Source organism: Candidatus Poribacteria bacterium, from assembly GCA_009839745.1.
Classification (GTDB): Bacteria; Poribacteria; WGA-4E; order WGA-4E; family WGA-3G; genus WGA-3G.
Window position 1 is genome coordinate 18456 of sequence record VXPE01000005.1, and the last position, 13066, is coordinate 31521.

General features: G+C 46.6%; 10 protein-coding genes. 2 read left to right on the forward strand and 8 right to left on the reverse strand.

All coding sequences use genetic code 11. From position 1 onward, the window contains the following. Positions 1-4 precede the first annotated feature (4 nt). The 6 genes from F4X88_00945 to F4X88_00970 all read right to left on the reverse strand — a co-directional run bounded on the left by F4X88_00945 (position 5) and on the right by F4X88_00970 (position 8005). Positions 5-421 (reverse strand): hypothetical protein, encoded by a 417-nt coding sequence (locus tag F4X88_00945; protein ID MYA54837.1) that lies wholly within the window; start codon positions 419-421, stop codon positions 5-7. An 84-nt stretch (positions 422-505) separates the two neighbouring features. Further along, positions 506-2158, reverse strand: coding sequence for a site-specific DNA-methyltransferase (locus tag F4X88_00950; GenBank protein MYA54838.1), 1653 nt, complete (start codon positions 2156-2158; stop codon positions 506-508). A 32-nt stretch (positions 2159-2190) separates the two neighbouring features. After that, entirely contained in the window at positions 2191-3234 is a 1044-nt protein-coding gene (locus F4X88_00955; protein MYA54839.1) for a response regulator, read from the reverse strand. Continuing rightward, the gene (locus tag F4X88_00960) at positions 3206-5398 is read right to left on the reverse strand and encodes a sensor histidine kinase (GenBank protein MYA54840.1); all 2193 of its coding nucleotides are present in this window, start codon (positions 5396-5398) and stop codon (positions 3206-3208) included. Before F4X88_00960 ends, F4X88_00955 begins: the two co-directional genes overlap by 29 nt. Before the next feature lie 303 nt (positions 5399-5701). Beyond that, positions 5702-6190 (reverse strand): DUF4926 domain-containing protein, encoded by a 489-nt coding sequence (locus F4X88_00965; protein MYA54841.1) that lies wholly within the window; start codon positions 6188-6190, stop codon positions 5702-5704. A 510-nt stretch (positions 6191-6700) separates the two neighbouring features. Next, positions 6701-8005, reverse strand: a complete 1305-nt coding sequence (locus F4X88_00970) for a Gfo/Idh/MocA family oxidoreductase (GenBank protein MYA54842.1) — start codon at positions 8003-8005, stop codon at positions 6701-6703. Between the two features lie 106 nt (positions 8006-8111). Between F4X88_00970 and F4X88_00975 the strand changes: the two genes are divergently transcribed. Next, positions 8112-8870 (forward strand): hypothetical protein, encoded by a 759-nt coding sequence (locus F4X88_00975; GenBank protein MYA54843.1) that lies wholly within the window; start codon positions 8112-8114, stop codon positions 8868-8870. Between the two features lie 20 nt (positions 8871-8890). After that, positions 8891-10837, forward strand: a complete 1947-nt coding sequence (locus F4X88_00980; GenBank protein ID MYA54844.1) for a hypothetical protein — start codon at positions 8891-8893, stop codon at positions 10835-10837. 23 nt (positions 10838-10860) lie between these two features. Here F4X88_00980 and F4X88_00985 read toward each other — a convergent pair whose 3' ends face one another. Together F4X88_00985 and F4X88_00990 are read right to left on the reverse strand one after the other, a co-directional pair. After that, positions 10861-11844 (reverse strand): sugar phosphate isomerase/epimerase, encoded by a 984-nt coding sequence (locus F4X88_00985; protein ID MYA54845.1) that lies wholly within the window; start codon positions 11842-11844, stop codon positions 10861-10863. Beyond that, positions 11670-13049 (reverse strand): sulfatase, encoded by a 1380-nt coding sequence (locus F4X88_00990; GenBank protein MYA54846.1) that lies wholly within the window; start codon positions 13047-13049, stop codon positions 11670-11672. The genes F4X88_00985 and F4X88_00990 overlap by 175 nt, the downstream gene beginning before the upstream one ends. Between the last annotated feature and the right edge of the window lie 17 nt (positions 13050-13066).

Sequence of the window (13066 nt, forward strand, 5' to 3'; positions counted from 1 at the left end):
TTTGTCAGGGGGAACCTACAATCTTCTGTTGTTTGAGAGTTTCGATTTCCTGCCTGAGTTCTTCGATTTTTCGCTCTTGGTCGCGATCCTTTTTTCCGAGCCAAGTGGGGATACCAATAGCGGCGACAATAAGGGCGATGAGTCCATACGTTAGATTTGTAGCATGTGCGACCTGTTTTTCAACACCGTCCATCCGTCCATCTAACCGTGCGACCCCTTCCTTTAGTGTGCCAATATCCGACTTTAGCGTGTCAATATTCGTTTCTATGGAACCGATCTCGGCTTTTATGGGTTTGAGTTCCTCTTTAATTTCTTCCTTGACGATCAAGCGGATCTTATTGAGGTCTGCCTCGGTCAACGCTGCGCCTGCTGGCATTGCGGTTGCAGAAAGAAGTATCAAGAGGACAAGAATGGTTTTCATCGTGGTGTCTCCTTTTGGAGATAGTAAAACATATTTAGGCGTGGGTGTCAACGAAAAAAATGTAATGCTCGATTCCAGGGCTTTTTATCTTTCGTGCAGAGCATCGGGGAGTTGGCAGAATATAATGCCCATCTGTGTGAGTTCACGCTGACCGATGTAATTGCCAGCGGCATACACGATTGCTTTTCTACCGGTATCGCGGCTGGCATCGCGAATACGTTCTGCGCGTTCCAAGTTGAGGATAGCGGCGTTGCTGCGTAACCATTCAAGGTCGGGTTTGTAGAGGAGATAGTAGTCGTTTTCATCGTCGCTGTGGAAAAGTCCGTCCTCATTTTTTGCCCCCACTGTGTCCGCGCCTATGGAAGCACCAGAAGTCGTATACAATAGGTTGGCGGCGAGTGCTGCGTATGAGGGCAACGCCTCTCCGGTGAGCATTGTTTCAATCTCAATCGGTTTCCCTAAGGTGCAATAGGTAAAGGAGCCGCCTAAGCCTTCGCGGAGGGCATTATCACGGGCATCGGGAACCCCGTTGATAACACGGCGGACCCGCTCGGCGGTGATGGTGTCGGCGTAGTCTTCACACTCAATGAGGATAAACTTCCGATTGCCGCCATCTTCTCTATTGAGGTCAAGAACGGCATGGGCAGTGGTGCCGCTACCAGCGAATGAGTCAAGAACAATAGTGTCATTTTTTCTTGATACACCTTCGGCAATCCCTATTAAGTTTGCGATCAATCTTGTAGGTTTAGGATTGTTGAACTCAAGGGCTGCGCTTTGGAAGACAGTCTGTAACTGCTTTGTTCCTTCATCTGTAGTCCCAGCAATATCTGCTAACATTAAATCGATTGGGACGATCCCTTTTTCTTCAGATTCACTTAGAAAATTTTTAAGGCGGGGATAGCGCAAATTTCCGTCAAGTCCCCACCAAAGCCTATCTTTCGTAACATGTTTCTCATGGGTGCTTTGGCTGTACTTCCAAGCATGCGTAGGATGATTTACAGACTCTCCTGTATAGGGATTTGTTAACGGATAAACTAAATTTGGACGTTGTTCTTTTGTCGCAGGATTGACATACGAAGCAGACACCCAACTACCACGTGGGTCATTATCAGGATTAGAATATGTTTCATTAAGTTCTTCATTCCGCTTAACCCGAATGTGAGAAACAGCATCGGATTTTCTATACGCAATAACATGTTCACGTTGGTTTGAGAATAATTTGGCATTATTACTTCTACCATAGCGATGTTGCCAAATAATATCTGCAAGAAAGTTTTCATCTCCCAAAATTTCATCCATTAGCATCCGTAAATGATGGACTTCATTGTCGTCAATGGAGATGAAGATTATCCCATCGTCTGAAAGCAATTCTTTGAGCAGGTGCAACCTCGGCCACATCATGCAGAGCCATTTGTCGTGTCGTTCCAGGTCTTCGTTATCAACGGGTGCGTTCTCCGTGAGCCATTGCTGCATCACTGGACTGTTTACATTATCATTATAGACCCAGCCCTCGTTGCCAGTATTGTAGGGTGGGTCGATGTAGATGCACTTGATACGGTTGGCATAGCGCGGGAGCAAGGCTTTGAGGGCGTGCAGGTTGTCGCCGTGGATGATGAGGTTGTCGTCTGTGTCAGTCGGGTTGCAGGAGCGGGTTTTGTCGGGTTCGAGGGGGCGGTAAGGGACGGTGAGGTGGTGGGCGTAGATGTGTTGTTTTCCTTTGAATTCGAGTGTGGGCATAGAGAGATCTCTTTCTACGTAGGGTCGAGAATTTAGGTAGTGTAGCGATCAATAAAATCCTTATTGTCAATATCTGGTTGACCTTGTCGGGCATAATACGAGGAAAAGCGTGATACAATATCCTTTACAAAAGACGGAGATATCTGAATTGTAGGTTTTCCGAATTTTCCGTCAAAAACGTCTTGGTCAAGAGTCGTTAGTCTTCTGAAATTGAGGATCCCACCCTGAAAAAAATCAGTCGGCGGGAGCCAATGATAGTAAGTGCGTCTATTAGCAGAAAGTTCGCTGACTCTGTTTTTACTTTTGCTACCGCCCAATATCTTCTCTACGCTTTCGATCTCAACTAAAAGGATGTGATCTGTGTTGAGCACACCGTTTTCTCCTCTGGGAACGAGATCACAGGCTGGGCTCAGGACAACGAACCATTGGTCATCTGCTGTTACTATACTCCCGGTTGTAATTCTATCTAACACTGAAGGATACAAGTAAAATTCTTCAGGAAAGCAAAGTTTCTCGTCTTCCTCAAGAAATTGAATGAGGTGATTTAGAGCGTATCGGAGGAGTGCTTTCTCGGTTCGTTCTGAATCTGTTTCTGCATAGGATATCCAAGTGTTTATCTGCGGTAGAAGGTTTTTGAGGAAAACGTCATTAAGTCGTTGTTCTATTAGACCTCTGCCTCCCATGATACGGGTGAGGCCCGTGTCATAAATTTTCTGGAACAATAGCAAATCGGATGTATAGATTCCATCCGACCGACGACGCGTATGGATAATGGATGGGTGATCGACCACGTCCTCCGGGAAAGCTGTAACGAAGATAATAGGTATTCTGGTAAATGAATCACCGAGTTGGCGAACGATTTTATTTCCGCCATCTGCATCGTTGCCCAATACCAGATCGATAATTACACCGTCGTAAGATCCATCAATTTTGTTTGATGCTTCTGAGAGATTTGCTGCGGTATCGGGTTCAACACCTTGATTGTTTTCGTCGTCATTGAAAACTTCTACCGCCTCCTTAAAGGCCTCTCGTTGATCTTCTTCGTCTTCAATGAGTAGAATTTTCATTGCACTCATTTTCCTCCTCTACTTTCGGTTGGAGCCTGAAATATGCCCCTTTATCAGATTCAAAGGCTACTAACTCAAGATCGTTGCGATCTGCGGCTTCTCCAGCTATGGCTAGTCCTAGTCCACTCTTGCTTCCGGGTTTAGTGGAAAAGTCAGGTTCAAAAATTACCTCGCTGTCAATATGTGCTGCCTTAATCCCTGGTCCAGTATCGCGATAGTCGATATGAACAAGACAACTCCCTTCGGTCTTGATGTCGATCATGATTTTCCGTACTGGACTTTCTTTCGCATCAATCCAATAGAGACTATTGTCCACAAGATTTGTGAAAATTTCATAGATATCCTGATACCAAGCGGAAAATTTGAAGTGATCAGGACCGATGACATTTGCAGACACATTGTGCAATTTCATCTCATGTTCAAAGACCAGAAGAGTGTCCTCTATCGTTTTCTTCAGTTCTAATAACTCCTTTGGCCCGCGTTTTCCTACTGCAAGCGGATTCAGTCTGCCAAAGAGTTTGTCGAAAACCTTGGCATTTCGGTGTATACCGTCAGCAATCCTCTCAATTTTCTCAAGCTTCACCGGATCCTTGGTTTTCTGAAATGATTTGCACCAATGCTTGAGAGTATGGGTCTGGTTGTTGAAGTAGGCAATAGGCTTGCTAGCTTCGTGAAGAATTACACGGACGATTTTCCCTAGGACAGCTTGGGCTTGGTAGATAGCGACAGCCTCTCGAATTTCGTCAACCACCTTGTTTTTTGCTTCAGTATCTTGATTAATAAGTTTAATGATTTCGTCAGTAGTTGTTTGGTCAACTGTCCTTTTGGTAAGTTGTGTTTGGACATTCTGTTTCAAGACATCAGACGAAAAAAGACTTTGCAGACTCTGTTCTACCCTAATGGCAGGTCGACTCAAACCCTCTTTTCTTCTGTAAATATAGCGCCGGACTTCAAGTTCTGTTAATACCTTCTCTGTGACTTTCTTTAATTGTTCAAACGCTCGATTTTCCCTGAGTCCGTCCCGGGCACTTTTTTCAATCAAACCGGACTGATCCTGGGACTGAATTTGGACGTATCCAATTGCTTGATTACTGCCGATACAGCGAGTCGGGTTTTGAATACGACGCTCATTAAGTTTGAGCCAATCAAATTCGGCATCGCCTAGAGGTCGGATCCGGAAGCCATTTCGGTAAACAGCGATACCGTTATTTGCGTTTAGGAGCTGCCGTGCCTCTCTTTTTCTCACGTAGTTGCCTGATTCATCCGTAAGTCCGCGTTTAATCAGGGAGGTAATGGCTTCCGCGTCGCGATCATAGACTCGGATATCAATGTCAAGTTCACCACAGCTCGTAGCCCCTTCAAAATCGAATAGAATCTGCTCATCTAGAATATTACGGGCTTTCTGCGATGTATAGGTCAGAACTCCTTTACCGTTGCTGCCAATGGCCCCTGAAATTTTATAGTCAAATAGATCTAGCAGAGGATATGGTTCAATGGTTTCCTTAATGTCCGCCATTCCAGGAAAACCTTCGACTGTCAAATGTATCTGGAACACATCGCTACTATCTTCATGACTAAATGTGCTAATTGTAGGTGATGTTAGTTTCTTTAATTCAAACCGGAGTTTGTCGAACCGATCTTCATTCCAATCAACAAGAAGCTTGCTATCCCCATTTATAGTCAAGCACGTTCCTTGTGATTCAGAAACTTGTGTTGTTTTAACCAATACTTCTACATCATCTAGGTATTGACCCTTCTCAAAGTCTGACCATTCAATATGTACTGTAGTTTTCTCACCTTCGTCGGTAACCGTTTTAAGTGATAGATTCGTACCGAGAATCGATGCAGCATAGCGTCCTACCCCTTTACTTCCTTGTAGTGTTCGCCCAGAACGACTATGCTGCTTTTCTACCTTGTCCTGGGTTGATGGCACCAGCCACTTTTTGATGACATCATCTCTGGACATACCGTGCCCATGATCAGAGATGACGATGGAATATTCGCTAAGGTTTGGAATCTTCTTAAATTCTACGTCCACCTGAGGTGAGTCGGCATCATAAGCGTTTTTTACTAGTTCAATAACAGCGGCATAATTATCCTGAATGAGATCACGACCTATGGTGAGAATGTGTCGTCCCGCAGGTCTAATCTTATAGTTTGTGTTAGTGTTCATGATTCCCAATTTCCTTGAATCTTTCAGAAATCCTACATGCCCTTCCAAAAAGATCGAGATGATTAGGTTTACTGCTTATAACAAGATACTCCAATCATTCTTGCTATAATGAACCCCCTGCATATTACAATTCGACGTTTAAATAAAAAGATGCTAAATTTATTTATAGTCTATTATACCTTAGAACCAAAATGGTATCAAACAGTTTCAAGAATACAACCGAACATGCCTGATTTTGGTTTTCTGACAGAAAAGAAGTGGAGAGACTAAGATTGTTTGCCCTATTAGCGCGTGGTTTAGGTCTTATTGCTCCCGTTCATCCGAATCAAAGGGCGAATCGAACTTTATGGATATTTTCCCTTCTTTGATTGACTGATTCAGTACTTCAATGTCTTCTTCCGTGAGATGGGGTGGTTTTTCCATCGCTTTAATGAGACGTTGTGCAGCGGCATTTTTTCCCTTTTCTGTAATTCCTTTTACTCGTTTATCTCTTTGAAGTTTGGCATCCGCTTTTATCTGTTCGTGCGGAATCCCTCTAAGTTGAGAGGCAAGAAAACTAACACACTTACACATTTGCCCATTAGCATTGCTGAATTCAACCTCGTATGCTTCGCCATTTGAAAGGATTTCAACGACTGTGCCGATGTCTCCACGCTTGAGATTATGCTCAGGGACATCTTGTGTGAGCGCGACGACATCCAGAAGTTTGATTTTGCCTTTTTCTGTAGGTTCGTGGTTGCGTTCAGGCACGCTATCTGTATTCAAGGTATTATCGGAAAATTTGTTTTTCATCGTCCACTCGAAGGTTTCGTCCTACATGTTCAAAGCGAGCAGCTTTTGAGAAAGACAGTGGCAACCTACCAATAGGTGCTAATGTTCCAAAATGTTACGTTTTTATAACATTTTTAAATTGGCATTTCTGTGCGTGTTTCGGTTGAGAACCCACTGGTGGTGTGGGTTCCTTGGGGGTCTCTCCTGTCGCGATTTTTTTTGAAAAAAATAATTTGGTGAAAAGTGTAACATTTTTCATTTTTTCGCCGGACTTCCAATATCCACCTGATCCACTATCCTTCGCTTTGCAGGATAAGGGCAGTATAGGATTGTAACATTGTTTTTCGCCGTTGAGATTTTAAAATAAGTATAGCATTAAGTTAGGAAGGTTTCAAGTTTAAATATCAAGAAAGTGGACGGGGACAGCAAGAGGTGCGTGAATAAAGGCGAGGTTAGGAAATCTCGCCTGCTGGGCAGAGATCCGATGTTCAGCGAAAACGTTTGAATTCACACGCGTAATATGCTATGATGTTAGCTGCGCGGGAAAAACGTATCAATTCCGGCTTCAACGTCTTCAATCGGATGTCCGTGTTGCTGCTGATAATTTTCGTGGGTGTCGCGCTCTGCTGCTGTTAGGTCTGTCAGAGGGAAAACAATCGCTTCTCTGCTCCGATTCCCGGATTCTTTCATGGCGATGTTCATCTCTTGGTCCTGCCGCGCGAGTGCTGCGCCGTATTCAGGTTCCGTATCGTTAAGCACAGCCGTGGCGATACTGAGGAGCTCATCTGCGACTGCCATCTGTCTCTCAGGAATGGGATAGTCTTTGAGCGGGTTTTCCCATGTCACGGTTTGTTCAGGCAATTGCAACTCGATCTTCTCAATGACTTCAACGCCATCTACGTCAATTGTGGTTCGCTCGGGACGGTAAGCGATCCCTTGTGCGCCAGATTGTAGATCGTCTGCGGGTGTTACGTAGATATCCTCACCGACGATGGCACCTTTGCTACCATCGATCTGCGAAATACCGGTTTGTCCGCGTCCCAAGGATCGGGCGTGGATAACGTTGGAATACACCATGAGAGCAGTCGCGTTGTTGTCGAATTCAATGAAGCCGAGACTCCAGTTTTCGCTTGTATGCTGCCGCTTCATTCGGTCGATAATCGGAATGACAGGGCTTGTTTGTGTGATACCGAGCATAGATTTTGGAGGAGCCCCCGCACGGAGGCGGAGCATGCTCATCCCATGATGCCCTCCTTCATGGAAAATTCGGTAGATTCGAGCGACTTCGCCGATAACGTCTGCTTCAATTACCTTTGATAAAAACCGCTCACGTGGCACACGATAATAGTTTTCAGCGATCTCAAGTTTGACATTATTCGCTTTAGCACGCTCAATTATCAGGTCTGCTGTGGGGAGTGTAACAGTAATAGGTGTTTCACAAAGGATGTGAACACCGGCATCCGCCATAAAACATGCAATCGCGTGATGTGCGGGAGCCGGGGCAGTAATATCAACGACATCCAGTTGTTCATGGGCAACGAGGTCTCGGACATTGGTGTACGGGGTCGCCCCATATTGTTTGGCGTAGTGCGTTGCCACTTCCTCGTCTATATCGCAAATTGCAACGAGATTGTAAATATGTTTGAGTTTCGAAATAACAGGTAGATGCGCAGCGCTGCCTCGCCTGCCTGCACCCACTAAAGCGATATTAAGTTTGGACATGGGAGGTCTCCTTATTTCGTTTGTAATGAAGATAGCAGTTATGTGGAAATGTGTCAACGAAAACCTTGGGCATTTATGGGAAAATAATCTAAGTTGTTTCCTGTATCGCATCATCGATTAGATTGCGGTTACGCCTGCGCAAACTAAAAGTTTACGCTACAAAACACCGTAGATAATGAAATCTCGTCAGCAAAGAGAGCCACATAAGCCCTGAAGATATATGTTAGCCATCATCCTCAAAGAGCTCCATTGCTATTGTAATTCTACCAAATATCGGCGCATCCAGTTTTTGATTATATGTGTCCTTGCGCTGCTTTTGTTCGTGGCAACGGTTGAATTCTATGCCGACAGTCGCACGGGAAAACCTATAGATGTCGGGAAACAGACGTATACGCTTTTTATCATCGCTCTTTTGATTGTGCAATTTTGGGTGCCACGGCATGCGGTTGAGGCGTGGTGTATGGAAAGAACTCACACGTCTTATCCAGCACGTCTACGGGAATATGGGCAGAACGGCGCATTTCTCGCGCTAACGCCATTGACGAATTGGAAAATCCTTGGAGGTAAGCTCAGTGCAATTGTAGTGTGGACGCTGTGGAGTATTTGGCTATCCATTCCACTGTTGGCACTCTCAACCTACATAGGCGGTTTGACAGTGGCGCAATTGGTGAGATGTGGGGCAGTCTTATTGGTAAGTTGTATTTTTTATGCCCTTATCGGCGTGAGCTTTGCGTTATGGAATTCTTCCATTCGGGCAAAGCACGTAAGTTACGGTGTGGTTCTGCTCACAACTTTTCTTCCACTGGTTCCAGTCCCGCCATTCAACACAATCCCGTTGTTTGCGGCGATGAGTCCACTGTGTGCGATGTTATCAATTCTTGACGCGGATCCAACGCACTTGTGGATGTGGAACATCGGATTGTTTTGTGTGCTATCCGTGTTACTTTTCCCTATTCTGTTGAGACAGATGCGTTTCTGAAAATATATATTATTGAAAGCATGACAAATACATCAAAACATCCCTCAACCCATCAAGAGACACCGCGACCTGCACACCCCGGTGTAACCTTCCGTGCGATCTTAATCGGCATTGTCCTCATACCGCCCAACACCTATTTTATCATGGCGAACCATCTCCGTTACTGGAGCACCTTACCCACAACGATGTCGCTGATTTACAACGTGGTGGTCACATTGGTGGTGGTGACGTGCCTCAATTTCTTGCTCAAATTGCTATTGCCCCGTTTCGCGCTCCGACAGGGAGAACTGCTCACTATCTACGTCATCCTCTCTATCTCATCGGCGATTGCGGGGCATGATATGATGCAGACGGTCGTGCCTGTGATCCCGAACGGTTTTTGGTTTGCGACTCCCGAAAATGAATGGCAACAACTCTTCTGGCGGCACCTCCCGAATTGGATGACCCTCAGTGAGTTGTCCGTCTTGCAAGATTTCTACGATGGCGATACAACCTTTTATACACAAAGGTATCTGTCAGCATGGTGGGAACCGATTTTATGGTGGACTATTTTTTTGTCTGTTCTGATTTGGGTGATGATTTGCATCGATCTGCTCCTCCGGAAACAGTGGATTGAACGGGAGCGGCTCAGTTACCCAATTGTCCGCCTACCGATAGAGATGACCTACTCAGATGGCAGACTCTTTAAAAACAGAATGTTGTGGGCAGGGTTCGCGATTGCGGGGGGTATCGACCTGATTAACGGCATCCATGCGTTCTTTCCAACGTTTCCAGAGATACCGGTTCGTAAGGCAGACCTCGGCATCTATTTCACCGAGAAACCGTGGGATGCAATGGGCTGGACCCCTGTCTATATTCTCTCATTCGGTGTAGGGCTTGCTTTTTTAATGCCGTTGGAGATGTCGTTTTCGCTCTGGTTTTTCTACCTGTTTTGGAAAGGGGAACGCATTTTGGGACGGGCGATGGGACTTCAAGTTTTGCCCGGTTTTCCCTATGATGGACCACAAGGGGTAGGTGCGTATCTGGCTATCGCCTGTTTCGGACTCTACGGTGGACGCAAACACTTCTATGCCATATTCAGAAACCTTATCGGGAAAAAAGATACAAATCTTCCACCGGAGATGCAAGATTCAACGGACTATCGATGGCCACTGGCAGGATTGATCGGCGGTGTTCTTTTTCTCTTCATCTTTTCACACCGTGGCGGGATGGCGATCTGGATGATAGCTTTGTATTTCGCCATCTATTATCTGCTTGCGTTGGGAATCACACGCGTCCGTGCCGAGGTCGGACCCCCGACCCATGAGATGTTCGTCGCTAACCCCCGACAATTTATCATAGATTCACTCGGTTCTCGCATGATTCCGCCACCGAGTTTAACGATGATGTCGCTCTATTTCGCGTTTAATCGTGGGTACCGCGCCCATCCGATGCCTCATACGTTAGAAGGTTTTAAACTCGTGGAAGTGGCGAATATGCGTGCAGGACGGATGGTCGTGGCACTGATGTGCGGTGTCTTTTTTGGGATTCTCGCTTCGTTTTGGGCATACTTGGTGGTTTCTTACAAGATAGGTGCGAACCCTGGATTGGGAAGCGGGGGTTACAATATGCTCCGCTCGTGGCTCTACTATCCGACAGAAACGGACATCCCCGCCGTGACGTTTATGGGAGTCGGTTTTCTATTTACGGGGTTGCTGTGGTGGATGCGTACCCGTTTTCCGATGTTCCCGTTTCATCCTACCGGTTATGCGGTGGCGAGTAGCATGTGGACCTTCGGTTGGCTTTGGTTCTCCGTGCTGATTAGCTGGGGTATCAAGAATCTCATTTTGCGGTTCGGTGGGATTCGGCTCTATCACCGCGTGTTACCCCTGTTTTTGGGACTCATCCTCGGGCAATTTATTGTCGGCGGCACATGGGTCCTGATTCGGCTTATCTGGGGTGTGTCCGTTTATTCATTTTATCGTTAGGTTGTCAAGATTGACAATTACCACTACAAATGCGCAGCGAATTCATCTCGGACGCGCACTTTGTCTGTGTCATCCCCGAAACCGAGGCTAAACCACCCCTCATAGCCGCGCCCATTCAACTGCGCAAATAGATCCGCAAAATCAATCGTCCCTTCTCCCGGGATGAGATGGATTTCATACTCACCGGTATTGTCATTAAGTCGGACCTGACCGATGTTCTCTACACCGAAAGCCTCCAAAAACCCTTGCCATCCTTCAGGAACGAGATGCCCGTGTGCGACATTAAACGCCCACTTGAGATACGGAGAACGAAGTGCATCGAAAAACCAGTGTGTCTCTTCAACATTATGGGGGATATAATGGATTTCGGCGTGTTCGGGTTCTCGGTTGTGGTTCTCAAAGAAGATGACTATCTCTGCCTGTTCTGCCCGCGCGACCAATCGCTGGATGCGTTCAATCGCAGCATCACGGCGTTGCGCGACATCTCCGAAATGATAACCACCATGCCCAATGAGCCACCCACACCCAAGGCGTTGGGCAAGTTCTAAATTGGCAAAAAGGTAGTTATCGACTGCTTCAGACATAATCGGCACGTACTCGGCATTGTTGATCGCCGACGAAGGATGAATACCCATAGCAACTTCGTGTGTTTCACAGAGATCTCGAACTTTGCGGACGCGCTTTGCGTCAAATGAGGCTATGTCATTTGGTGGAACATCGGCTTGGAAGTCGATATATCCAAACCCATTTTCCGCTGCCCATTGGATCGAGGCTTCGATCGGTTTATTTTTTGGGGCATCAAACCCGAATCGGTGTTTCATATTGTTCCTCGTTAAGTTAGTAGGTGATTTTCCCACCATGCGACGTAATCCGCATCGCTTATATCGTGTGAGAGTCCGCGTTGTTCCATGTCTTGCTTGAACCTTTCCGCCATATTCTCGTCCCAATACGTGGTGACCTCTGAGGATTCGGGAATATCTCCCATATCGCCTGTTTCTACCATCCATGTGTCGAGCTGCGTTGCGAGTTCGTTTCGGAGAGTGTCATAATCTGGATCCGCGGCGAGGTTATTAATTTCAGAGGGATCCGCTTCCAGATCGTATAATTCTTCAGGCGGACGCGTCTGTTTCATGAAATGCTGCTGGGCGTCGGATAACTTACCCTTTGCTGATAACAACGGCATCAATGCCCAGAGTGGATACTGCTGCTTCTTGTAGCCGTTGAATTGCATATAGGGACGCTCAGGGTGATAATTGCGAATGAGTTTATAGCGGTGTGTCCGTATGCACCGGATTCTGTCATCCGTTCCATCACATCGATCTCTCGCTGCGAAGATTGCGTCGCGGGATGTTGCATCGGTTCCGAGGAAAACTTGCCCTTGCATGAAGTCAGGAATGTCAATCCCAACGAGGGATAGTGCTGTCGGCGCGAAATCAACGCCGCTGATGAGTTTATCATCAACAGTCCCAGGTTCAACGCCCCCAGGCAATCGAACAATGAGTGGGATATGGATACCGCCATCATAGAGGAACTGCTTACAACGGATATGCGCCCGCCCGTGATCACTCATGAAGAAGACGATCGTGTTGTCCGAGAGTCCTTCATCATCCAGCCGTTTGAGGATTTGTCCGACCTTCTTATCTAAAATTTGAATGCTCTCAAGGTAGAGTGCCCAATCCTTTCGGACAAGCGGATGGTCGGGATAGTAAGGGGGCAATTCGACAGCCTCCGGGGAGATAGGACGCTCTCGGTCAGGCTTGAAGACGCGGTGTGTATCAGGGATGTTAATCTGTGCGTAAAAGGGTTGCCCTTCAGGACGTTCGCGCCAGTCGATGCCATCAAAGGGGTGTTCGCGCTGAAAGTTGAAATCGGTTTTTCCGGGGCGGTCATAAGGGGGCCCTGGACTGTTGCAAGTAAAATAGCCTGCTTCCCGGAAGCAATCGGTGATTAGTTTCATATCCGCCTGCAAGGGTTTATCACGATTGCTGCGATGGTTGTGTGCGTCAAAGTGTGTCTGATAGGTTCCTGTCATCAGGGCGGAACGGCTTGGGGAACAGACTGGACATGTGACGAAAGCGTTCGTATAACGAACACCCTCGGACGCGAGCCGATCAACATTTGGTGTTGCCACGGCGGGGGTGCCGTAACAGCCGAGGTCCGGCGAGAGGTCTTCACCATAAATCCAGAGGACGTTCGGTTGTTCTGTAGACATAATGACTCCGTTGGTTT